Here is a 22737-nt window from a genome sequence, read left to right on the forward strand (position 1 = left end):
AGTTCCGTGTCTCTGCGCATGTCCCCGTACTCCAGCCGCAGGAGCAGAGTCTGGCCGGCGCTGCTGGTGACCGGCGCCCTTGCCTTCACGGCCGCCTGCGGCGGTGACGACGACGGCGGCTCCGGCGGCTCCGCGGACGGCGGCCAGACCACCATCGAGTTCAGCTGGTGGGGCTCCGACGAGCGTCACCAGCTCACCCAGCAGGCCGTCGACGCCTTCGAGGCCAAGAACCCCGGCATCAAGGTCGAGGTGCAGTTCTCCGACTGGGACTCGTTCTACGACACCCTGACCACCCAGGTCGCCTCGGGCGACGCACCGGACGTCTTCACCATAGAGATCCGGCGGCTGGGCGAGTTCGCCCGGGCCGGCCGGCTGGCGGACGCGGGCAGCATGGTCGCCACCGAGGGACTCAACAGCCAGCTCCTCACCTCGGGCCAGGTGGACGGCACCCAGTACGCCATCCCGACCGGCGCCAACACCTTCGCCCTGATGGCCAACACCAAGATCCTGGCCGACGCCGGGGTGGAACTGCCCGACGACTCCAGCTGGACCTGGGAGGACTACCACGCGCTGGCCGCGCAGGTCAGCGAGGCCACCGGGGAGGACGTCTACGGCACCCAGATCAACTTCAACGACGCCTATCTGCGGCTGTTCGCGGCCCAGCGCGGCGAGGAGTTCTACGAGGGCACCCAGATCGGCATCTCCCCGGAGACCATCGCCGACTGGTTCCAGACCCACCTCGACCTGATCGGCAACGGCGGCTCGCCCGACGCCGCCCTGTCCACCGAGGTCGGCGCCACCAGCGTGGAGCAGTCCCTGATCGCCACCAACACCGGCGCCATGGGCATGTGGTGGAGCAACCAGCTCGGCGCGCTGACCACCGGCTCCGGCGAGGACGTCCAGCTCCTCCAGGTGCCCAAGGAGGAGGGAGCCACCACCAACGGCATGTTCCTCCAGCCCACCATGTTCTGGGCGATCAGCGAGCAGAGCGACAAGCAGGAGGCCGCCGCCAAGCTGGTGGACTTCCTGGTCAACGACCCGGAGGCGGGCGCCATTCTGGGCAGTGACCGCGGTCTGCCGATGAACGACGCGGTGCTGTCCGAGATCCGGGACGAGCTGCCCGCCGCCGACCAGCAGTCGCTGGCCTTCATCGAGGAGCACGCCGACTCGCTCACCGCGCCCACCGCCTACCCGAACGGTGCCGGTGACGTCCCGGACATGCTCCAGCGCTACGGCGAGGAGGTCATCTTCGAGCGGATGACGCCGGAGCAGGCCGCCGAGGAGTTCCTCCGGGAGGCCAACGGCGTGCTGAGCTGAGCCGCCGCCGGCCGTCCGACGGCCCCGACGCGCCGCCCCGGGACCGGCACCGCCGCTCCCGGGGCGGCTCCCGCACCACCCGCCGCACTCCCCTTCAGGTAAGGACCTTCACCCGTGACACGCCGCCGCTACGCATTCGTCGGCCTCGGCCACCGCGCGCAGATGTATGTGGACGCCCTGCTGGGCGACTGGAGCGACACCGGGGAGATCGTCGCGCTCTGCGACCCCAACCGGACCCGGATGGACTACTACAACGACCGCATCACGGCGGCCGGCGGCAAGCCGGTGCCCTGCTACGCCCCCGAGCAGTTCACCGAGATGCTCCAGGGCGCCGACACCGTCGTGGTGACCAGCGTGGACGCCACCCACGCCCGGTATGTCTGCGCCGCCCTGGAGGCCGGCCGGGACGTGGTGGTGGAAAAGCCGCTGACCGTCGACGCGGCCGGCTGCGCGGCCATCGCCGAGGCCGCCGCACGCTCCACGGGCAAGATCATCGTCACCTTCAACTACCGCTACTCGCCGCGCAACTCGGCGGTGCGGCGGCTGATCGCCGACGGCCGGATCGGCGAGGTGACCTCGGTGCACTTCGAATGGACCCTGGACACCATCCACGGCGCCGACTACTTCCGCCGCTGGCACCGCGACCGGGCGAACTCCGGCGGCCTGCTGGTGCACAAGTCCACCCACCACTTCGACCTGGTCAACTGGTGGCTGGGCGCCCGCGCCGAGCTGGTCTTCGCCCAGACCGCGCTGCGCTTCTACGGCGACGCCAACGCCTCCGCCCGCGGCCTGGCCCCGCGCCCGGAACGCGGCCAGGGCGCCCCGGGCCTGGGCAGCGACCCGTTCATCCTGGACATCTCCCGCGACGAGCGGCTCAAGCGGCTCTATCTGGACGCCGAGCACGAGGACGGCTACCTGCGCGACCAGGACGTGTTCGCGCCCGGCATCACCATCGACGACACCATGTCGCTGCTGGTCCGCTACGACAGCCGGACGGTGCTGACCTACTCGCTGACCGCCTACGCCCCCTGGGAGGGCTACCGGGTGGCCTTCAACGGCACCGAGGGCCGCATCGAGCTGGCCGTGTGCGAGCGGGCCTGGACCCCGCCGCACGCCGCCATCGACCCCTCCGCGGCCGGCAAGGAGCACGCCGCCGGCGCCTGGGAGAGGCTCACCCTGCACCGGCACTGGGAGGAGCCGCAGGACATCCCGGTCGAGCAGGGCGCGGGCGGCCACGGCGGCGGCGACCGGCTGCTGCTCGACGACGTCTTCCGCGGCCCGTCCGGTGACCCGCTGGCCCGCCAGGCCGGCTTCGAGGACGGCATCCGCAGCGTGCTGATCGGCGCGGCGGGCAACGAGTCGGCCCGCACCGGCCTGCCGGTCCGTCTCACCGACGGCGGCACCCGGCTGCTCGCCCCCTGAACCCGCGGGCCGGGGCCGCCGCGGGACGGCCCGCGGCGCCCCCGGCCCGACCCGCCCGTCACCGGGCCCGGGGGCCCTCCCCTAAACTCGCCCGCATGACGAGCGAAGCGGCCGTGCGGATCACCGGGCTGGTGAAGCGGTACGGCCGCACCACCGCCGTGGACGGCCTGGACCTCACCGTCCGGCGGGAGACCGTCACCGCCGTGCTGGGCCCCAACGGGGCGGGCAAGACCACCACCCTGGAGACCTGCGAGGGCTACCGCCGGCCGGACGCCGGCACGGTCCGGGTGCTCGGCCTGGACCCCATGGCGCGCGGCGGCGGCCTGCGCGCCCGGATCGGCGTGATGCCGCAGCACGGCGGCGGCTACCCGGGCGCCCGGGCAATGGAGCTGCTGCGCCACGCCGCCCGGCTGCACGCCCACCCGCTGCCCGTCCCGGAGCTGGCCGAACGCCTCGGCCTCGGCTCCTGCGGGCGGACCCCCTACCGGCGGCTCTCCGGCGGCCAGCGGCAGCGGCTGGCCCTGGCCATGGCCGTGGTCGGCCGCCCCGAGCTGGTCTTCCTGGACGAGCCGACGGCCGGGCTGGACCCGCAGGCCCGCCGCGCCGTCTGGGGCCTGGTCCGACAGCTGCGGGCGGACGGCGTCACCGTGGTGCTGACCACCCATTTCATGGACGAGGCCGAGGAGCTGGCGGACCGGGTGGCCATCATCGACGACGGACGGCTGATCGCCGAGGGCACGCCCGCCGGGCTGTGCCGGGGCGGCGGCGACAGCCTGCGCTTCGCCGGCCGCCCCGGGCTGGACCTGGCCGCGCTGCGCAGCGCGCTGCCGCTCGGCTCCGGCGTGGACGAACCCACCCCCGGGCTCTACCGGGTGACCGGCGAGGTGACCCCGCACCTGCTGGCCACGGTCACCGCCTGGTGCGCCCAGCACGGGGTGCTGCCGGACCGGATCACCACCCGGCGGCACACCCTGGAGGACGTCTTCCTCGAACTCACCGGCAAGGAACTGCGCCCATGAGCCCCGCCGACCCGACGCCGCCGCCCGCCGGCGCCCCGCCGCTCGGCCCGGGGACGGGCACCTTCGCGCCCCGGCCGGGCGCCGCGCCGCTGCCCCGGATGATCGCCGCCCAGACCGCCCTGGAGACCCGGCTGCTGCTGCGGCACGGCGAACAGCTCCTGCTCACCGTGGTCATCCCGGCGCTGGCGCTGCTGCTGTTCGCCACCGTGGACATCCTCGCCCTGCCGGACGCCGGCTCCACGGCGGAGCGCACCGGCTTCCTGGCCCCCGGAGTGCTGGCACTGGCCGCCTTCGCCACCGCCTTCACCGGCCAGGCCATCGCCACCGGCTACGAGCGCCGCTACGGCGTGCTCAAGCGGCTGGGCGCCACCCCGCTGCCCCGCTGGGGGCTGCTGGCCGGCAAGACCGGCGCGGTGCTGGTCACCCTGGCGCTGCAGAGCCTGCTGCTGATCGCGATCGCCCTGGCCCTGGGCTGGTCGCCGGAGCCGGGCGGCGCCCCGGCCGCGCTGCTCCTGCTGCTGCTGGGCACCACCGCGTTCTCGGCGCTCGGCCTGCTGATGGCCGGCACACTGCGCGCCGAGGCCACCCTGGCCGGCGCCAATCTGGTCTTTGTGGTGCTGCTGCTGTGCGGCGATGTGATCGTGCCGCTGGAGAACTTCCCCGGCCCGGTGCGGGAGGTGCTGGGGCTGCTGCCGCTCACCGCCCTGGCGGACGGACTGCGGCGGGTGCTCCAGGAGGGCGGGTCGCCGCCCTGGGGCAGCCTGGCGGTGCTGGCGGTCTGGGCGGTGGCCGCCACCGCCGCCGCGGCCCGCGCCTTCCGCTGGGAGTGACCCCGTCTCCCCCGCCCGCCGCCCCGGGGGCTCGTGAAGGAATGCACAAGTGCGGCCGTACCATGAGCGGGTGCCCAGTATGTTCCTGACCGCCGCCCGTGTCCTGCGCAACCCGCTCGCCTTCACCGCCGAACGGTGGACGCCGCAGCCGCGCACCGTACGGCGGGCCGCGTCCGCCGCGCTGCTGATGAGCGTGGTGATCGTGGTCACCGGTGGCGCGGTCCGGCTCACCGGCTCCGGCCTGGGCTGCGACACCTGGCCCAAGTGCACCGGCGACAGCCTGGTGGTGACCGCCGAGATGGGCGTGCACGGGCTGATCGAGTTCGGCAACCGGATGCTGACCTATGTGCTGTCCGCCGCCGTGGGCTGGGTCATTGTGGCGGCCCGCTGCGCCGAGCCGCGCCGCCGTCCGCTGACCCGGCTGGCCTGGGCCCAGTTCTGGATCGTGATGGGCAACGCCGTGCTGGGCGGCGTGACCGTGCTGACCGGGCTCAACCCCTACACCGTGGCCGGGCACTTCCTGCTGGCCACCGCGCTGATCACGGCCGCCATGGTGACCTGGCAGCGCGCCCGGGAGGGCGACGGACCGGCGCGCCCGCTGGCCGGTCCGCCCGTGCGGCGGGCCGTGCTGGGCCTGACCGTGCTCTGCGGTGCGCTGCTGGTGGCGGGCACCGCGGTGACCGGCAGCGGCAGGCACGCGGGCGACAGCGGCGATGTGCCGCGGATGCCGTTCGACTGGGAGGCCGTCACCCGGGTGCACTCGCTGCTGGCCTGGGCCGTGGTGCTGGGCGCGCTGGCCGTGCTGGCCGGGATGCGGCTGCTGGACGCCCCCGCCGGGCCCCGGGCCCGGGCCCGGGAGCTGGTGCTGGTGCTGTTCGCCCAGGGCGGCGTGGGCTATCTCCAGTACGCGCTGGGCGAACCGGAGATCCTGGTCGGGATCCATCTGCTCGGCTCCTGCCTGGTGTGGATCGCCATGCTGCGGCTGCTGCTCTCGCTGCGCGACCGCGGCCCCGCGCCCACCGCACCGGGGGCGCCCGGGACGCCGGCCGCCTCCGCCGTTCCCCGGCCGCCCGCCGCCGGACCCGGCCGGGCGGACGGGGCGACGGTACCGGCCGCCGCCGGCTGACCGCGGCGGGCGGCGGCACGGCGGCTGCCCGTCAGCGCCTCGCCGGCCGCGACGCAGGCGGCCGACTCCACCGGCGCCGCGGCCCGGCCCCGGACACCGTGATCAACAACACCCGCCGCACCGGTCCCCGGATCACCGTCCGCCGGTAGATTCCCGGGCGTGGACGCCTCAGCACCCCCGCCCCCGCCCGCCGCCGTGCCCGCCCCGGGACCGCTCACCGTGGCCGTCCTCGGACCCGGCGGCGTGGGCGGCCTGCTGGCCGCGCTGCTGGCCCGGGCCGGACACCGGGTGATCTGCCTGGCCGGCCCCGGCACCGCGGACCATCTCGCCCGGCACGGCCTGACCGTACGCAGCGCCCGCTACGGCGACTTCACCGCCCCGGTGACGGCCGGCACCGGACTGGGCGAGCCGGTGGACGCCTGCCTGATCACGGTCAAGCACACCGCGCTGCCGGCCGCGCTGGAGCGGATACCGCCCGCCGCGCTCGGCGAGGGCCTGCTGCTCCCGCTGCTCAACGGCGTCGAGCATCCGGCGCTGCTGCGCGGGCGCTACGCCCCTCGGCGGGTGGTGGCCGCGGCCATCCGGGTGGAGTCCACCCGCACCGCGCCCGGAGTCATCGAGCACACCAGCCCGTTCGCGGGGATCGACGCCGCCGCCCCGGCCGGTGCCCCGGACGCCGTCCGGTCCCGGCTGGCCGGCCTGGCCGCCGCGCTCACCGCCGCCGGGGTGCGCACCACGCTGCGGGAGGACGAGGCGGCCGTGCTGTGGTCCAAGATGGCCTTCCTCGCCCCGCTGGCCCTGCTGACCACCCGCTACGGCGAGCCGGTCGGCGGCATCCGCAGCGGGCACCGGGCGGAGCTGCGCGCCCTGCTGGCCGAGACCGTGGCGGTCGCCGCCGCCTGCGGCGCCCCGGCCGACGCGGCCGAGCTGCTGGGCTTCTGGGACGCCCTCCCGGCCGGGATGAAGTCCTCCATGCAGCGGGACGCCGAGGCCGGCCGGCCGCTGGAACTGGACGCGATCGGCGGCGCGCTGCTGCGCGCCGCGGAGGCGCACGGTATCCCGGTCCCGACCGCCGCCGCCCTGGTCGCCGCCCTCCCGGGCTGACGGGCCGGACGGGGCCGGGTTCAGCTTCCGGCGGTGTCCAGGCCGTAGAGGCGACGGGCGTTGTCCGCGGTCACCAGGGCGGTGATGCGGGCGGCGTCGGCCGGGGTGCAGGCGTCGTCGGCCGTCCACTCGGCCAGCAGCCGGTGCAGCGCCAGCCGGAACTGCCGCGCCCGGATCACATGGAGCTCCGGCAGCAGCCGTGCCCCGGTGGAGAACAGCAGCTTGCCGAACGGGGCCTCGCCCAGGGTCTGCCGGGGATCGGGGCCGGTGTCGGCGTGCACATGGGCGAAGGCACCGGCCAGGGCGGCGGCCCGGCGGTGGTACGCCCGTCCGGGCAGCAGCACCAGGCTGCCGCGGCCGGCGGTGGCCCGCAGCAGGCCGGCGAGCGACGCCGGATCGGTGCACCGCAGCTGCACCGGCCGGCCGGCACACAGCGCGCCCCACAGCAGATGCAGGGTGACCTGCGCGGGCGGCGCGGTGGCCGCCGCGGCGGTGTGATCGGCCAGCCAGTTGCCGGCCGCGCGGCCCACGTCGGCCGGGTCCGGCGGGGTGCCGTCGGTGCCCTGGAGTTCCCGGGCGTCGCAGACGAAGGCGGGGGCCGTGCGGGCGGCGGAGTGCAGGGCGTCCCCGATATTGGCCAGAAAGCCCCGCACGGTGCCCGAGGTGTCGGCGACCTGGACGGCGAGCCGGTCCAGCGGCACGAGCTCCCGCATGCCCTCGTGGGGCACGGCGGCCGGGGCGTCCGGCAGCCCGGGGGCGGGCGTGGGGTCCATCAGCAGGGTGGCGATGCCGCTGCCGCGCAGCAGCGCGCAGGTGGCCCGGTAGGCGCCGAGTTCGCGGCGGCGGGCCAGATAGCGGACCGGCAGGACATCCGGGTCCAGGCCCAGCAGCGGGCCGCACCAGCGGCGCAGCGCCAGGCCGGTGCGGCTGTCGAAGACATTGCCGATATTGCCGGCAATGCCGATATTGCCGGCCGCCCGGCCACCGGGACCACCGGGATCCCCGGGACCGCCGCCGGAGCCGGCCGCCGCGGCCAGATGCCGCTCGAAGGCGCCGAGGCCGAGGTCGGTGCAGACCACGTGGTGGCTGTGCTGGTCCACCATGGCGGGCGCCGCGGAGCGCAGGGACGAGGGCGGCGGAGACGGAGCGTGCATGCCGGCCTTACGCGCGAAAGGACAGTGACCGGAGCCCACCGGGAGCTCAGCGGCCACGGTCGGTTCCGGGATCAGTATGGTGCCCGGAAGGACGCCGGTTCAGGCGTTTGGCACCGTGCACGGGGCGCTCGAAGGGGGCGCACGACGCACGAACGGTAGTGCGGACCGAGCGCGCCGCTCAGGGGTTCCGCGGGCCGCCGAGCTGGCTGCCGGCCATCCGGCTCCACTCGTAGGGTCCGGTGCGCATCCGGGCGGCCAGTTCGCCGTCAAGGGTCTCGTGCAGGGTCACTCCGGCCCGGGCGGCGGCATGTTCCGCGGACTCGCGGCGCCGGGCCACCAGGTCGCCCCAGGCGCCGTCCGCGCCGACCAGCAGCAGCCGGAAACCGCGCGCTCCCAGGTAGGCGATCTGCCCGTCGGCGGAGCCGCCGTGCGCGGCGGCGAACGCCCGCACCCACTTCGCCAGCCGGGCCGTCTCCCGCTCCCCCCGGCGGTCGCCGCGTACCGGGCCCTCGGTCGACGCTTCGGTCGATGAGCTGTCAGCCATGGCAGCACATTACCCACCGGTATGCCCCACCGGCACATCGCCGCCCCGGGACATCCGTCACACCGGCCGCCGGCGGCGGCGCCCCGCGCGCCTCCCGCGCAGCGGGTATCAGCGGAGGAAGGGGTCGATGGCGACGGCCAGGAAGAGCAGGGAGACGTAGGTGATGGACCAGTGGAAGAGCCGCATCTCCTTGAGCCTGGCCCCGGTGAGGCCGGCCCGGGCACGGGCCCGCAGCGCGTGTGCCTCCCACAGCCACCAGGCGCCGGATCCGGCCGCCACCACGGTGTAGAACCAGCCCGCGTAGCCCAGCGGGGCGAGGGTGAGCGAGACCGCGACCATGACCCAGCTGTAGAGCACGATCTGGCGGGCCACCACGGTGTTGGCGGCGATCACCGGAAGCATCGGCACCCCCACCCGCGCGTAGTCCTCCTTGACCTTCATGGAGAGCGGCCAGTAGTGCGGCGGCGTCCAGAAGAAGATCACCAGGAAGAGGATGAACGCGGCCCAGGACAGCGAGTCGGTGACCGAGGACCAGCCGATCAGCACCGGCATGCAGCCGGCGATGCCGCCCCAGACGATGTTCTGCGGGGTGCGCCGCTTGAGCAGCATGGTGTAGCCGACCACATAGAACAGCAGCGCGCCCAGGGACAGCGCGGCCGAGAGCCAGTTGACCAGCAGGCCGAACCACAGGGTGGAGACCACCGCCAGGGTGAGGCCGAAGACCAGGCACTCGCGCGGGCTGACCGCCCCGGTCACCAGCGGCCGGTTGCCGGTGCGGTGCATCAGCGCGTCGATGTCCCGGTCCAGGTACATGTTGAGCGCGTTGGCGCCGCCCGCCGAGAGATAGCCGCCGAGGCAGGTGGCCAGCACCAGCCAGGGGTCGGGCACGCCCTGCTCGGCCAGGAACATCACCGGGATCGTGGTGATCAGCAGCAGTTCGATGATCCGCGGCTTGGTCAGCGCCACAAAGGCCCCGGCCCGGGCACCGGCCGTGAGCCGGCGGGAACCCGTGCTGTGCTCCTCGACGGGACGGGATTCGACGGCCGTCACGGACACCCCTGGTTGTGCGACATCAGCGTCGGGCGCTGCGGGCAGATGAACGGGCCCGAAGCGGGGCCCACACGTACCCGGTCACTCTAGACGCCCGCTCCGTCCGGCCCGTCCCCGGGGTGACCCCGGCGCGCCAGGGCCCGCCGCGCCCGCCCGGCGGCGGTGACGGTACGGAGCCGCCGGGACACCCGAAGCCGAAATTTTCGTCTACATCTCGATAATTTCGAGCGCACCGGGCAGGCTGATTGCCGGGGCGGTCCGGTCGTCGGGTACCGCGGAGGTAGGCTCAGCCAGGACTTGGTGAGCCCTGGCCGGCAAGGACGCCGGCCGCCCGTACGGACCGGCGCGGTCGCCCTCACCAGACAGCCCCGAAGACCGCGGAGAGGAGCCCTGACGCAGGGTGAGCAGCAAGCCGATCGCCTCCGAGCCCGATGTCCCGCTCGACTGGTCCGAGTTGGACCAGCGGGCTGTTGATACCGTCCGTGTGCTGGCCATGGACGCCGTGCAGAGGGTGGGCAATGGCCACCCCGGTACGGCGATGAGCCTGGCGCCGGCCGCCTATGTGCTGTTCCAGAAGCTGCTGCGGCACGACCCCGGCGATGCCGGATGGGACGGCCGGGACCGCTTCGTGCTGTCGGTCGGGCATTCCAGCCTGACCCTGTACCTCCAGCTCTACCTGTCCGGTTACGGACTGGAGCTGGAGGATCTGAAGGCTTTCCGTACCTGGGGCTCGGCAACGCCGGGGCACCCCGAGTACGGCCACACCACCGGAGTGGAGACCACCACCGGCCCGCTGGGGCAGGGGGTGGCCAACGCGGTGGGCATGGCGATGGCCGCGCGCAAGGAACGCGGCCTGTTCGACCCCGACGCCGCGCCGGGCACCTCCCCCTTCGACCACACCGTGTGGGTGTTCGCCGGGGACGGCGACCTCCAGGAAGGGGTGGCCGCGGAGGCCGCCTCCCTGGCGGGGCACCAGCAGCTGGGCAACCTGGTGCTGCTGTGGGACGACAACCACATCTCCATCGAGGGCGACACCGCCACCGCGGTCTCCGAGGACGTGCTGGGCCGCTTCGCCGCCTACGGCTGGCACACCCAGCGGGTGGCCCCCACCGCCGAGGGCGATCTGGACCCCCACGCGCTGTTCGAGGCGCTGAAGGCCGCCCGGGCCGAGACCGGCCGCCCCTCCATCATCGCCGCGCGTTCCATCATCGCCTGGCCGGCGCCCAACGCGCGCAACACCGAGGCCGCGCACGGCTCGGCGCTGGGCGAGGAGGAAGTCGCGGCGACCAAGCGGCTGCTGGGCTTCGACCCCGAGGTGCATTTCGCCGTGGAGCCGCAGGTGCTGGCGCATGCCCGGCAGGTGGCCGAGCGGGGCAAGGCCGCGCGGGCGGCCTGGGAGGAGAAGCTGGCCGCCTGGCGGGCCGCGCACCCCGGGCGGGCCGCGCTGTACGACCGGATCAGCGCCGGTGAGCTGCCCGCGGGCTGGGAGAAGGCGCTGCCGGCGTTCGAGGCGGGCGGCTCGATGGCCACCCGCAAGGCCTCGGGGAAGGTGCTGGCGGAGCTGGGCGCGGTGATCGAGGAGCTGTGGGGCGGCTCGGCGGACCTCGCCGGGTCCAACAACACCACCATCGACGCCTCCTCGTCCTTCCTGCCGGCCTCCAACCCGCTGCCCGGCGCCGACCCGTACGGGCGCACGCTGCACTTCGGCATCCGTGAGCACGCCATGGGCGCGGTGATGAACGGCATCGCCCTGCACGGCAAGACCCGGGTGTACGGGGGCACCTTCCTGGTGTTCTCCGACTACATGCGCCCGGCGGTGCGGCTGGCCGCGCTGATGGGCCTGCCGGTCACCTATGTGTGGACCCATGACTCCATCGGGCTGGGCGAGGACGGCCCCACCCACCAGCCGGTGGAGCATCTGGCCGCGCTGCGGGCGATCCCGGGGCTGAATGTGGTCCGTCCCGCGGATGCGAACGAGACGGCGCTGGTGTGGGCGGAGATCATGCGCCGGCACACCGCCGCCCCGGCTCCGCACGGTCTGGCGCTGACCCGGCAGAACGTGCCGGTCTACCCGGCCGATCCCGACGCCGCCCGCGGCGGCTATGTCCTGGCCGAGGCCACCGGCCCGGACGGCGGGCCGGCCGAGCCGGCGGTGCTGCTGATCGGCACCGGCTCGGAGGTGCAGCTCGCCGTGGCGGCCCGGGAGGCGCTGCAGGCCGAGGGCATCCCCACCCGGGTGGTGTCCATGCCGTGCGTCGAGTGGTTCACCGAGCAGGACCAGGCCTATCGTGATGCCGTCCTGCCGCCCGCCGTGCGTGCCCGGGTCGCGGTCGAGGCCGGTATCGCCCAGCCCTGGCACCGCTGGGTCGGCGACGCGGGGAAGGTGATCTCCCTGGAGCGCTTCGGCGCCTCGGCCGACTACCAGACGCTCTACCGTGAGTTCGGCATCACCGCCGACGCCGTCGCCGACGCCGCCCGGGAATCCCTGACCGCCACCACGCGCTGAACCTGTCAGACGTCAAGCAGGAGTAGACGATCCCATGACCGATGCACTCACCCGCCTCTCCCAGGAGGGCGTGGCGATCTGGCTGGACGACCTGTCCCGCCGCCGGATCAGCTCCGGAGCCCTCGGCGAACTGCTGGATGCCCGCTCGGTGGTCGGTGTGACCACCAACCCGGCGATCTTCCAGAAGGCGATCTCGGCCGGCGACGGCTACGAGCGCCAGGTGCACGAACTGGCCACCCGCCGGGTCACCGTCGAGGAGGCCCTGCGCATGATCACCACCGCGGACGTCCGCGACGCCTGCGATGTGCTGCGCCCCGTCTACGAGGAGACCGGCGGGCTGGACGGCCGCGTCTCCATCGAGGTGGACCCCCGGCTGGCGCACGACACCGAGGCCACCATCGCCGAGGCCAAGCAGCTCGCCTGGCTGGTGGAGCGGCCCAATGTGCTGATCAAGATCCCGGCCACCCGCGCCGGGCTGCCCGCCATCACCGCCACCATCGCCCAGGGCATCAGCGTCAATGTCACGCTGATCTTCTCCCTGGAGCGCTACCGCGAGGTGATGGACGCGTATCTGACCGGCCTGGAGCAGGCCGCCGCCAAGGGCCTGGACCTGGGCCGCATCCACTCGGTGGCGTCCTTCTTCGTCTCCCGGGTGGACACCGAGATCGACAAGCGCCTGGACTCGCTCGGCACCGGGCAGGCCAAGGCGCTGCGCGGCAAGGCCGCGGTGGCCAACGCCCGCCTGGCCTACCAGGCGTTCGAAGAGGTCACCGGCTCGGACCGCTGGCAGGCGCTGTCCGCGCAGGGGGCCAACGCCCAGCGTCCGCTGTGGGCGTCCACCGGTGTCAAGGACCCGGCCTACCCCGACACCCTCTATGTCACCGAACTGGTCGCCCCGGGCACGGTCAACACCATGCCGGAGGCCACCCTGGAGGCCGTCGCCGACCACGGCGAGGTCACCGGCGACACCGTCAAGGGCACCTACGAGGAATCCCGCCGCGTCCTGGACGACCTGGAGGCGCTCGGCATTTCCTACGAAGAAGTGGTGAACCTTCTGGAGGAGGAGGGCGTGGAGAAGTTCGAGAGCGCCTGGAACGATCTGCTCGGCTCCACCCGCGCGGAACTGGAACGGCTCGCACCGAAGGAAGGCTGAACCACACGTGAGCAGCAGCGTCACCCCCGGACCAGGGGACGCGACCGGGAGCGCCGGCTCCGCTCCCGGGAACCCGCTGCGCAGTGTCCAGGACCGGCGGCTCCCGCGCATCGCGGGGCCGTCGGGCCTGGTCATTTTCGGCGTCACGGGGGATCTGTCCCGCAAGAAGCTGATGCCGGCGGTGTACGACCTGGCGAACCGGGGGCTGCTGCCGCCGGGCTTCTCGCTGGTCGGCTTCGCCCGCCGGGACTGGGCGGACGAGGACTTCGCCCAGGTGGTGCACGACTCGGTCAAGGAACACGCCAGGACCCCGTTCCGCGAGGAGGTCTGGCAGCAGCTCTGCCAGGGCATGCGGTTCGTGCCCGGGGTCTTCGACGACGACGCGGCGTTCCGCACCCTGCGCGAGACCATCGAGAAGCTGGACAAGGAACGCGGCACCGGCGGCAACTTCGCCTTCTACCTCTCCGTGCCGCCGAAGTTCTTCCCGCAGGTGATGCGACAGTTGAAGGCGCACCGGCTGTCCGAGGCGCCGGACGGAAGCTGGCGCCGGGCGGTGGTGGAGAAGCCGTTCGGCAGCGACCTGGCCTCCGCCCAGGAGCTCAACCGGGTGGTGCACGAGGTCTTCCCCAGCCGGAACGTCTTCCGCATCGACCACTATCTGGGCAAGGAGACGGTCCAGAACATCCTGGCGCTGCGCTTCGCCAACACCATGTTCGAGCCCGTGTGGAACCGCGGCTATGTCGACCATGTGCAGATCACCATGGCCGAAGACATCGGCATCGGCGGCCGGGCGGGCTACTACGACGGCATCGGCTCGGCCCGGGACGTCATCCAGAACCATCTGCTCCAGCTGCTGGCGCTGACCGCCATGGAGGAGCCGTCCTCCTTCGACGCCAGGGCGCTGCTGACCGAGAAGCTCAAGGTGCTGGGCGCGGTCCGGCTGCCCAAGGACCTGGGCCGGCACACCGTGCGCGGCCAGTACACCGCGGGCTGGCAGGGCGGCCAATGGGTGCCCGGCTATCTGGAGGAGGAGGGCATCGCGCCCGATTCGGTCACCGACACCTATGCCGCGCTCAAGCTGGAGATCGACAACCGCCGCTGGGCCGGGGTGCCGTTCTATCTGCGCACCGGCAAGCGGCTGGGCCGGCGGGTGACCGAGATCGCGGTGGTCTTCCAGCGGGCGCCCTACTCCCCCTTCGACGCCACCGACACCCGGGAGCTGAACAACAACGCGCTGGTGATCCGGGTGCAGCCGGACGAGGGCGTGACCCTGCGGTTCGGCTCCAAGGTCCCCGGCACCCAGATGGAGATCCGGGACGTGACCATGGACTTCGCCTACGGCGAGTCCTTCACCGAGTCCTCTCCCGAGGCGTACGAGCGGCTGATTCTGGACGTGCTGCTGGGCGATGCCAACCTCTTCCCGCGCCACCAGGAGGTGGAGCGCTCCTGGGAGATCCTGGACCCGGTGGAGGAGTACTGGGCCCGGCACGGCCGCCCGGAGCCGTACACGGCCGGCACCTGGGGTCCCAAGGCCGCCGACGAGATGCTCGCGCGCGACGGACGGAGCTGGCGCAGGCCATGAACATCGACCTCACCGACACCACGGCCGGCCAGATCAACGCCGCGCTGGTGAAGGCCAGGCGGGCCTCCGGCACCCCGGCCGTGGGCATGGTGCTGACCCTGGTGATCGTCACGGACGAGGGCAACCACTACGACGCGCTCAAGGCCGCCACCGAGGCGGCCCGGGAGCACCCGTGCCGGATCCTGGTGGTGATCCGCCGCCCCGGCCGCACCCCGCGGCAGCGGGCCGGCGCCCGGCTGGACGCCGAGGTGCGCCGGGGCGGCGAGTCCGGCACCGGCGAGACGGTGCTGCTGCGGCTCTACGGCGAACTGTCCGCGCACGCGCACAGCGTGGTGCTGCCGCTGCTGCTGCCGGACGCCCCGGTGGTGGTGTGGTGGCCCGAGGACGCCCCGGAGGTCCCGGCCAAGGACCCGCTGGGCACCCTGGCGCAGCGCCGCATCACCGACGCGTCCGCCACCGAGGACCCGGTGGCGGCGCTGGGCGTGCGGGCCCGCGGCTACGCCCCCGGCGACACCGATCTGGCCTGGACCAGGATCACGCCCTGGCGCTCGGTGCTGGCCTCGGCGCTGGACCAGCGGCACGGCGCCCTGGAGTCGGCGGTCGTGGAGGGCGAGGAGTACAACCCCTCCACCGAGCTGCTGGCGCTGTGGCTGGCCGAGCGGCTGCATGTCCCGGTGCGCCGGGACGTCTCCGCCGGACCGGGCATCACCGCGGTGCGGCTGGTCACCACCGACGGCGTGATCTGCCTGGACCGGCCCGACGGGGCGCTGGCCACGCTGGCCATGCCCGGCCAGCCGGAGCGCCATGTCGCGCTGCACCGGCGGATGACCGCGGAGCTGATCGCCGAGGAGCTGCGCCGCCTGGACCCGGACGCGGCCTATGCCCACGCGGTGAAGTTCGGCGTGCCCCGGCTGACCACCGACACCCCGCACGCGGGCGCGGCGGGCGGCGCGGCATGACCGGCTCCGCCGCCACCGCGCGGGTGCCGCAGCTGGTGGTGCACCGGGACGCCCCGCTGATGGCGCAGGCCGCCGCGGCCCGGCTGATCACCCGGGTGGTGGACGCCCAGGCCGCCCGGGGCGCCGCCTCGGTGGTGCTCACCGGCGGGCGCAACGGCACCGCCCTGCTGGCCGCGCTCGCCGGCTCCCCGGCCCGGGACGCGGTGGACTGGTCCCGGCTGGATCTGTGGTGGGGCGACGAGCGTTTCCTCCCGGCCGGCGATCCCGGACGCAACGACACCCAGGCACGCGCCGCCCTGCTGGACCGGGTGGGCCCGGACCCGGCGCGGGTGCATCCGATGCCCGCCCCGGGCGGCGGCCCCTGGGGCGACGACGCCGATGCCGCGGCCGGGGCGTATGCCGCCGAACTGGCCGCGGCCTGCGCCTCGGAGGAGCACGGTCCGGTGCCCACCTTCGACGTGCTGCTGCTGGGCGTCGGCCCGGACGCCCATGTGGCCTCGCTCTTCCCCGAGCACCCGGGGGTGCGGGAGCGGCAGCGCACCGTGGTCGGGGTGCACGGCTCGCCCAAGCCGCCGCCCACCCGGATCAGCCTGACCCTGCCGGCCGTCCGGGCGGCGCGTGAGGTGTGGCTGCTGGCCGCCGGGGCGGACAAGGCCAAGGCCGTGGCGCTGGCGCTCTCCGGCGCCGGGGAGCTCCAGGCGCCCGCGGCCGGCGCCTACGGCCGCCGCCGCACCCTGTGGCTCCTGGACCGCCCCGCCGCCACCCACCTCCCCCCACAGCTCTACCCCCCGGCCACCGCCTGAGCCGTGGCCCGGGCGCGCCGCCCGGGCCACGGGCGGCGCCTGCCGGAGCCGGACAGCCGGACGAGCCGGATCAGCGGCCGCGCAGTGCGCGGTAGTGGGCGGCCAGGGAGGCGGTGGAGGGGTCCAGGCCCGCGTCCTCGGCGGTGGCGGCGCCGGTCAGGGCGGGCTCGACGCGCTTGGCCAGCACCTTGCCCAGCTCCACGCCCCACTGGTCGAAGGAGTCGATGTTCCACACCGCGCCCTGCACGAACACCTTGTGCTCGTAGAGCGCCACGAGCTGTCCCAGCACCGACGGGGTCAGCTCGGCGGCCAGGATGGTGGTGGTCGGCCGGTTGCCCCGGAAGGTGCGGTGCGGCACCAGCTCCTCGGCCACCCCCTCGGCGCGCACCTCCTCGGCCGTCTTGCCGAAGGCCAGCGCCTGCCCCTGGGCCAGCAGATTGGCCATCAGCAGATCGTGGTGCTCCCGCAGCCGGGGCGACAGCTCGGGCACCGGGCGGACGAAGCCGAGCAGATCGGCCGGGATCATCTGGGTGCCCTGATGGAGGAGCTGGAAGTAGGCGTGCTGGCCGTTGGTGCCGGGAGTGCCCCAGACCACCGGGCCGGTCTGCCAGCCGACCGGCGTGCCGTCCCGCTGCACCGACTTGCCGTTGGACTCCATGTCGAGCTGCTGCAAGTAGGCGGTGAACCTGGACAGATAGTGCGAGTACGGCAGCACCGCGTGCGAGCGCGCCCCGAAGAAGGCGCCGTACCAGATGCCCAGCAGCCCCAGCAGCACGGGCGCGTTGGCCTCGACGGGGGCCTCGCGGAAGTGCTCGTCCATGAGACGGAAGCCGGCCAGCATGTCCCGGAAGTTGTCCGGGCCGATGGCCACCATCAGGGAGAGCCCGATCGCCGAGTCGTAGGAGTAGCGCCCGCCGACCCAGTCCCAGAACTCGAACATGTTGGCCGTGTCGATGCCGAACTCGGCCACCTTGGCGGCATTGGTGGAGACCGCCACGAAGTGGTCGGCGACCGCCTCCTGGTCGGCGCCCAGGCCGTCCAGCAGCCACTGCCGCGCCGAGGTGGCGTTGGTGATGGTCTCGATGGTGGTGAAGGTCTTGGAGGCGACGATGAACAGGGTCTCCGCCGGGTCCAGGTCACGCACCGCCTCGTGCAGATCGGCGCCGTCCACATTGGAGACGAAGCGGCAGTCGAGCTCCCGCGCGGTGAAGGAGCGCAGCGCCTCGCAGGCCATGGCCGGGCCCAGGTCGGAGCCGCCGATGCCGATGTTCACCACATTGCGGATGCGCCGCCCGGTGTGGCCGGTCCACCGGCCGGAGCGCACCTTGTCGGCGAAGACCTGCATTCTGGTGAGCACGGCGTGCACGCCCGGCACCACGTTCTGCTCGCCGCGCGGCCCGGCCGTGGTCACCACCGCGTCCTGCGGCGCCCGCAGCGCGGTGTGCAGCACCGCCCGGTCCTCGGTGGTGTTGATCCGCTCGCCGCGGAACATGGCGTCCCGCAGGCCGGGGACGTCCGCGGCCACCGCCAGATCGCGGAGCAGCCGCAGTGTCTCGTCGGTGACCAGATTCTTGGAGTAGTCCAGGAACAGATCGCCCACCTTCACGGTGAGGCGCGCGGCCCGGCCGGCGTCCTCGGCGAAGAGCTCACGCAGGTGCGCTTCGCCGAGCTGCTCCCGGTGCTTCGCCAGGGCATGCCACTCCGGCATCCGGTCCAGCCTGGCCCGGTCTGCTGCGTTCATCTGTCGATTCAGCCCATCTGTCGGTCAACACTGGCCCCGCCGGCACCCACGCTAGCCGATCACGGGGCCCGGCCGCGGCCGGGAGTCTTCACTGGGCACGCAGAAAGGCGCTGGTGGCCACCTGGCCGACCCAGCGCAGCCGGGCGTCGCCGCGCTTCAGATACTCGTCGGTGGCCTCCTCGACGCCGGGCCACTGGCGGGCGCCGTAGTCGTCCAGCACCACCACCGCGCCGGGAACCACGATGTTCTCCACCCATTCCAGATCGGCCAGCACGCCCTCCCGGGCATGGTCGCCGTCGATGACGACCAGGCCGTAGCGCCGGTCGCCGGCCGCGGCCCGCACCGCCTCGTCCTGGGAGAAGCCGCGGCACAGCCGCAGCCGGCCGTCGTCCACGCCGGACAGGGCCAGATTGGCCCGGATCAGGGACTCGCTGATGGGGGTGCCGGAGGCGTCCTCGCCCCGGCCCTCGTGGCCGTTCTGGATCTGCCGGGTGGCCACCGGGTCGACCAGCGTGAGGTGGTAGTCCAGGCCGGTGCGCAGCACCTGGCGGACCAGCGCGCCGGCGAACAGGCCGTACAGGCAGCCGATCTCCAGGATCTCCCCGTTCGGCGGCCTGAGCAGCGGCACCGCGGCCAGCTTGCCCACGATGTTGGCGGTGCCGCCGGCGATCCGGCCGACGCCGCGGTTCTCCACCTCCAGCAGGGTGCGGTAGGCGGTGACGGTCTCGCGGGCGGCCGAGGAGACACCGGAGACATCGGCCACCTCGGAGGCGAGCCGGCGCAGCTGGCCGGGCCTGACCCGCCGGTCGCGGCGGCCCTCCGGGCCGTAGGCTGCGTACACCGAGGCGGTGACCAGCCCGGCGACCGAGGGCTCGGCCGGGGCGCCGGCGGCGGGACGCTCCGCCGCGGCGGCGGACGGGCCCGCGGCCGGGGCGGCGGCGCCGGCCTGGACCGCCGCGCGCAGTGCCAGCAGTTCGGCGCTCATCCGGTCCACCGTCCGCTGGAGTTCGGCGATGGTTCTCCGCTGCGCGGTGCCGGCCCGGCGGATGCGCCAGTCGGTCCGGGCGTCGAGCCTGCGGAGTACGGGGCGGAGAACGGCGCCGGCCAGCCGACGCGGCGTTGACGGCTTCGACATGGCACGACCTTAGTGATCCGGTCTCTGCCCGTCGCCCCCTTCCACCGGCCTTCACCATACGTTGGCGTTCCGGCCAACCTCCCGTTGCCTCCGGTGGAACCGGAACCGCTGCGCGGCTCGGGGGCCCCACGCGTCACCGGCCGCCGCCGCGGAGTGCCGCGGCGGCGGCCGGTGACCGCGGTCGGTCAGAGCTCGCCGCGCAGCTTGGCCAGGGCCTCGGCCAGGATCGCCTCGCCGTCCGCCTCGCTGCGCCGCTCCCGGACATAGGCCAGGTGCGTCTTGTACGGCTCGGTACGCGGCGGATCCGGGGGATTGTCCTGGTCGGTGCCGGCCGGGAAGCCGCACCGGGGGCAGTCCCAGCTTTCCGGAATCTGCGCGTCGGAAGCGAAACTGGGCCGCGTCTCGTGCCCATTGGCGCACCAGAACGAGACCCGGACCCGCGGTGCCGACTCGCCGCGCTCGGATTCACCCATGGGCCCCGCCCCGACCCGGCTGCCGCGAATCGCGTTGCCACCTGCCACGGTCGTACTCCCTGCCTCACGTGCTGCGAAGTCGCCTCAGTCTATGCAAGGTTCAACGCCAGTCCAGGGGCGTGGTTACTGAATTGCGATGTGCCCGCAACCCGCCGGGGCGCGCGGCGGTGCACCGGCGCTCCGCCCCGGGACGGAATGTCCCGGGCGGCGCCTCACTTCATCAGCAGGCCGAGCACCACGATGTTGGCGAACCACACGAGCGCGACCACGACGGTGATCCGGTCCAGGTTGCGCTCGGCCACCGAGGAGCCGCCCACCGAGGACTGCATGCCGCCGCCGAACATGTCCGACAGGCCGCCGCCCTTCCCCTTGTGCATGAGCACCAGCAGCCCCAGCAGGAAGCTGAACACGACAAGGGCGATCGAGAACCCCACGACCACGGCTGGACCCACTCTCTCGGACACTCGGGAACGGATGGACTGCGGAACGACAACGGGACAAAGCCCGGGCGCCCCCCAATGTACAGGCTCCCGGGCGCCGGGCCACCCGGCCGGACGCCCGGGAGAAAGGTGCGGGGCGGTGGGCGGCGGACCGCGGACGGACGGTGACCGGCCGGCGGCCGGCCCGCCCGCCCGGTCACTGGTCGCGGAAGCGGACGATCCGCACGAACTCGTCGGCGTCCAGCGAGGCGCCGCCGACCAGGGCGCCGTCCACATCCGGCTGCGCCATGATCGCCGCCACATTGGAGGCCTTGACCGAGCCGCCGTACTGGATGCGGACCTGGTCCGCGGTCTCCCGGCCGTAGACCTCGGCCAGCCGGCCGCGGATCGCCGAGCAGACCTCCTGGGCGTCCTCCGGGGTGGCCACCTCACCGGTGCCGATGGCCCACACCGGCTCGTAGGCGATCACCAGGCCGGCCGCCTGCTCCGCGCCGACGTCGTGCAGCGCGCCGTCGAGCTGGGCCAGGGTGTAGGGCACGTGGTCCCCGGCCCGGCGGGTGTCCAGGCCCTCGCCGATGCACAGGATCGGGGTGAGCCCGTGCCGCAGCGCGGCCTTCACCTTGGTGTTGCACAGCTCGTCGTCCTCGCCGTGGTACTGGCGGCGCTCGGAGTGGCCCACCACGGCGTAGGCGCAGCCCAGCTTGGCCAGCATCGCTCCGGAGACCTCGCCGGTGTAGGCGCCGAGGTCGTGGGCCGAGATGTCCTGGGCGCCGAACTTGATCTTCAGCTTGTCGCCGTCGACCAGGGTCTGCACCGAGCGCAGATCGGTGAAGGGGGGCAGGACGGCGACCTCCACGGCCGCGAAGTCCTTGTCCTCCAGGGCGAAGGCGAGCTTCTGGGTGTGGGCGATGGCCTCCAGGTGGTTGAGGTTCATCTTCCAGTTGCCCGCCATCAGCGGAATGCGAGTGGTCATGTCTGCCGGTTTCCTCGATCGTCCTCGGATGGTCCTCGGATGGTCCTGGGGTGGGTGACGGGGCCGGAGCGGCCGGAGCGGCTCAGACGGCCAGCGCGGCCAGGCCGGGCAGGGTCTTGCCCTCCAGATACTCCAGGCTGGCCCCGCCGCCGGTGGAGATGTGGCCGAAGGCGGCCTCGTCGAAGCCGAGCAGCCGCACCGCCGCCGCCGAGTCGCCGCCGCCGACCACCGTGAAGGCGGGGCTGTCGGTCAGCGCCTGGGCGATGGTGCGGGTGCCCTCGGCGTAGTCCGGGTGCTCGAAGACGCCCATCGGGCCGTTCCAGAACACGGTGCCCGCGTCGGCCAGCTTGGCGGCGTAGAGCTTCCGCGACTCCGGGCCGATGTCCAGGCCCATCAGCGCGTCCGGGATCTCCGAGGCGGCCACGGTGACCGGCTCGGTGGGGGCCTTGGCGGCCAGGTCGGGGAAGTCCGCGGCGGCGACCACGTCCACCGGGAGGACGAACTCCACGCCCCGCTCCTCGGCGCGCCGCAGATAGGTGCGCACCGCGTCGAGCTGGTCCTGCTGGAGCAGCGACCGGCCCACCGGGTGGCCCTGGGCGGCGAGGAAGGTGTAGGCCATGCCGCCGCCGATCAGGATGCGGTCGGCCTTCTCCAGCAGATTGTCGATGACGCCCAGCTTGTCCGAGACCTTGGCGCCGCCGAGCACCACGGCGTAGGGGCGGGCCACCTCGTGGGTGAGCCGGCGCGCCACGCCGACCTCGGTGGCGATCAGATAGCCGGCGGCGTGCGGCAGCCGCTGCGGCAGGTCGTAGACGGAGGCGTGCTTGCGGTGCACGGCGCCGAAGCCGTCGCCGACATAGAGGTCGGCCAGGGCGGCCAGGCGGTCGGCGAAGGCGGCCCGCTCGGCGTCGTCCTTGCTGGTCTCGCCGGGGTTGAAGCGGAGGTTCTCCAGCAGGAGCACGCCGCCGTCGGCGAGCGCGGCGGCGGCGTCCCGCGCGGAGTCGTCCACGGTGTCGTGGGCGAAGACCACGGAGCGGCCCTCGGGGGCGAGGAGTTCGCCGAGCCGGGCGGCCACCGGGGCCAGGGAGTACACCGGGTCCGGGGCGCCCTTGGGACGGCCCAGGTGGGAGGCCACCAGGACCTTGGCGCCGGCCGCGGCCAGGGCGTTGATGGTGGGGAGGGCGGCGCGGATGCGGCCGTCGTCGGTGATCCGGCGGGCCCCCTCGGCGCCCTCCAGGGGCACATTGAGGTCGGCGCGGACGAACACCCGCTTGCCGGCCACGCCGTCCGCGATCAGTTCCTCGATCGTCTTCATGTCGAATCGGCTCCTGCCAGGTGCTGTGCCAGTCGGGGGATCTCGCACGACAGGACCCGTGCGGTGCACGGGCCCTGTCGTCTCATCGCGT

20 protein-coding genes are annotated in these 22737 nt (G+C 73.8%); 11 read left to right on the plus strand and 9 right to left on the minus strand.

What is annotated here, in order from left to right; all coding sequences use genetic code 11:
- The first annotated feature begins 6 nt into the window (after positions 1-6).
- The 6 genes from BM242_RS13270 (at position 7) to BM242_RS13295 (ending at position 6818) form a co-directional block, all read left to right on the plus strand.
- Positions 7-1317, plus strand: a complete 1311-nt coding sequence (locus tag BM242_RS13270) for an ABC transporter substrate-binding protein (RefSeq protein ID WP_245834037.1) — start codon at positions 7-9, stop codon at positions 1315-1317.
- 114 nt (positions 1318-1431) lie between these two features.
- Complete coding sequence (locus BM242_RS13275) at positions 1432-2739, plus strand: Gfo/Idh/MocA family protein (protein WP_093839012.1); 1308 nt, start codon at positions 1432-1434, stop codon at positions 2737-2739.
- Between the two features lie 95 nt (positions 2740-2834).
- Entirely contained in the window at positions 2835-3758 is a 924-nt protein-coding gene (locus tag BM242_RS13280) for an ABC transporter ATP-binding protein (protein WP_093839013.1), read from the plus strand.
- Positions 3755-4588, plus strand: coding sequence for an ABC transporter permease (locus tag BM242_RS13285; RefSeq protein ID WP_093839014.1), 834 nt, complete (start codon positions 3755-3757; stop codon positions 4586-4588). Before BM242_RS13280 ends, BM242_RS13285 begins: the two co-directional genes overlap by 4 nt.
- 79 nt (positions 4589-4667) lie before the next feature.
- Positions 4668-5714 (plus strand): COX15/CtaA family protein, encoded by a 1047-nt coding sequence (locus tag BM242_RS13290; protein WP_093839121.1) that lies wholly within the window; start codon positions 4668-4670, stop codon positions 5712-5714.
- 159 nt (positions 5715-5873) lie between these two features.
- Positions 5874-6818, plus strand: coding sequence for a ketopantoate reductase family protein (locus BM242_RS13295; RefSeq protein ID WP_245834038.1), 945 nt, complete (start codon positions 5874-5876; stop codon positions 6816-6818).
- Between the two features lie 20 nt (positions 6819-6838).
- Here BM242_RS13295 and BM242_RS13300 read toward each other — a convergent pair whose 3' ends face one another.
- From BM242_RS13300 to BM242_RS13310, 3 genes are all read right to left on the minus strand, one after another.
- Complete coding sequence (locus tag BM242_RS13300) at positions 6839-7972, minus strand: hypothetical protein (protein ID WP_093839015.1); 1134 nt, start codon at positions 7970-7972, stop codon at positions 6839-6841.
- A gap of 178 nt (positions 7973-8150) precedes the next feature.
- Positions 8151-8516, minus strand: a complete 366-nt coding sequence (locus tag BM242_RS13305; protein ID WP_093839016.1) for a hypothetical protein — start codon at positions 8514-8516, stop codon at positions 8151-8153.
- A gap of 108 nt (positions 8517-8624) precedes the next feature.
- Complete coding sequence (locus tag BM242_RS13310) at positions 8625-9566, minus strand: heme o synthase (protein ID WP_093839123.1); 942 nt, start codon at positions 9564-9566, stop codon at positions 8625-8627.
- 400 nt (positions 9567-9966) lie between these two features.
- On the opposite strand from BM242_RS13310, the gene tkt reads away from it, so the two are divergent.
- From tkt to pgl, 5 genes are all read left to right on the plus strand, one after another.
- Positions 9967-12072: a transketolase gene (gene tkt / locus BM242_RS13315; protein WP_093839017.1), complete on the plus strand. Its 2106-nt coding sequence runs from the start codon at positions 9967-9969 to the stop codon at positions 12070-12072.
- 34 nt (positions 12073-12106) lie between these two features.
- On the plus strand, positions 12107-13225 hold the full coding sequence (tal, locus tag BM242_RS13320; protein WP_093839018.1) for a transaldolase: 1119 nt from the start codon (positions 12107-12109) through the stop codon (positions 13223-13225).
- A gap of 76 nt (positions 13226-13301) precedes the next feature.
- Positions 13302-14807: a glucose-6-phosphate dehydrogenase gene (gene zwf, locus BM242_RS13325; protein WP_245834059.1), complete on the plus strand. Its 1506-nt coding sequence runs from the start codon at positions 13302-13304 to the stop codon at positions 14805-14807.
- The gene (opcA, locus tag BM242_RS13330; protein ID WP_093839020.1) at positions 14804-15766 is read left to right on the plus strand and encodes a glucose-6-phosphate dehydrogenase assembly protein OpcA; all 963 of its coding nucleotides are present in this window, start codon (positions 14804-14806) and stop codon (positions 15764-15766) included. Before zwf ends, opcA begins: the two co-directional genes overlap by 4 nt.
- A complete protein-coding gene (gene pgl / locus BM242_RS13335; RefSeq protein WP_093839021.1) occupies positions 15763-16569 on the plus strand; it encodes a 6-phosphogluconolactonase in 807 nt (268 codons plus the stop codon). The genes opcA and pgl overlap by 4 nt, the downstream gene beginning before the upstream one ends.
- Before the next feature lie 70 nt (positions 16570-16639).
- Here the strand turns inward: pgl and pgi are convergent, their stop codons facing one another.
- The 6 genes from pgi to BM242_RS13365 form a co-directional block, all read right to left on the minus strand.
- Positions 16640-18310, minus strand: a complete 1671-nt coding sequence (gene pgi / locus BM242_RS13340) for a glucose-6-phosphate isomerase (RefSeq protein ID WP_093839022.1) — start codon at positions 18308-18310, stop codon at positions 16640-16642.
- 88 nt (positions 18311-18398) lie between these two features.
- Positions 18399-19445, minus strand: coding sequence for a class I SAM-dependent methyltransferase (locus BM242_RS13345; RefSeq protein WP_093839023.1), 1047 nt, complete (start codon positions 19443-19445; stop codon positions 18399-18401).
- A gap of 185 nt (positions 19446-19630) precedes the next feature.
- On the minus strand, positions 19631-19966 hold the full coding sequence (locus BM242_RS13350) for an RNA polymerase-binding protein RbpA (protein WP_093839024.1): 336 nt from the start codon (positions 19964-19966) through the stop codon (positions 19631-19633).
- A 164-nt stretch (positions 19967-20130) separates the two neighbouring features.
- The gene (gene secG, locus BM242_RS13355) at positions 20131-20358 is read right to left on the minus strand and encodes a preprotein translocase subunit SecG (protein ID WP_093839025.1); all 228 of its coding nucleotides are present in this window, start codon (positions 20356-20358) and stop codon (positions 20131-20133) included.
- A gap of 196 nt (positions 20359-20554) precedes the next feature.
- Complete coding sequence (tpiA, locus tag BM242_RS13360) at positions 20555-21331, minus strand: triose-phosphate isomerase (RefSeq protein WP_093839026.1); 777 nt, start codon at positions 21329-21331, stop codon at positions 20555-20557.
- An 82-nt stretch (positions 21332-21413) separates the two neighbouring features.
- Positions 21414-22646, minus strand: a complete 1233-nt coding sequence (locus tag BM242_RS13365; protein WP_093839027.1) for a phosphoglycerate kinase — start codon at positions 22644-22646, stop codon at positions 21414-21416.
- Between the last annotated feature and the right edge of the window lie 91 nt (positions 22647-22737).

This window comes from Streptomyces aidingensis (assembly GCF_900112355.1).
Classification (GTDB): Bacteria; Actinomycetota; Actinomycetes; order Streptomycetales; family Streptomycetaceae; genus Streptomyces; species Streptomyces aidingensis.

Coding starts and splice junctions, on each gene's coding strand:
- BM242_RS13280 (WP_093839013.1), top strand. CDS start 2,835: ATGACGAGCGAAGCGGCCGTGCGGATCACCGGGCTGGTGAAGCGGTAC.
- BM242_RS13285 (WP_093839014.1), top strand. CDS start 3,755: ATGAGCCCCGCCGACCCGACGCCGCCGCCCGCCGGCGCCCCGCCGCTC.
- BM242_RS13290 (WP_093839121.1), top strand. CDS start 4,668: ATGTTCCTGACCGCCGCCCGTGTCCTGCGCAACCCGCTCGCCTTCACC.
- BM242_RS13300 (WP_093839015.1), bottom strand. CDS start 7,972: ATGCACGCTCCGTCTCCGCCGCCCTCGTCCCTGCGCTCCGCGGCGCCC.
- BM242_RS13305 (WP_093839016.1), bottom strand. CDS start 8,516: ATGGCTGACAGCTCATCGACCGAAGCGTCGACCGAGGGCCCGGTACGC.
- tal (WP_093839018.1), top strand. CDS start 12,107: ATGACCGATGCACTCACCCGCCTCTCCCAGGAGGGCGTGGCGATCTGG.
- opcA (WP_093839020.1), top strand. CDS start 14,804: ATGAACATCGACCTCACCGACACCACGGCCGGCCAGATCAACGCCGCG.
- pgl (WP_093839021.1), top strand. CDS start 15,763: ATGACCGGCTCCGCCGCCACCGCGCGGGTGCCGCAGCTGGTGGTGCAC.
- pgi (WP_093839022.1), bottom strand. CDS start 18,310: ATGAACGCAGCAGACCGGGCCAGGCTGGACCGGATGCCGGAGTGGCAT.
- BM242_RS13345 (WP_093839023.1), bottom strand. CDS start 19,445: ATGTCGAAGCCGTCAACGCCGCGTCGGCTGGCCGGCGCCGTTCTCCGC.
- tpiA (WP_093839026.1), bottom strand. CDS start 21,331: ATGACCACTCGCATTCCGCTGATGGCGGGCAACTGGAAGATGAACCTC.
- BM242_RS13365 (WP_093839027.1), bottom strand. CDS start 22,646: ATGAAGACGATCGAGGAACTGATCGCGGACGGCGTGGCCGGCAAGCGG.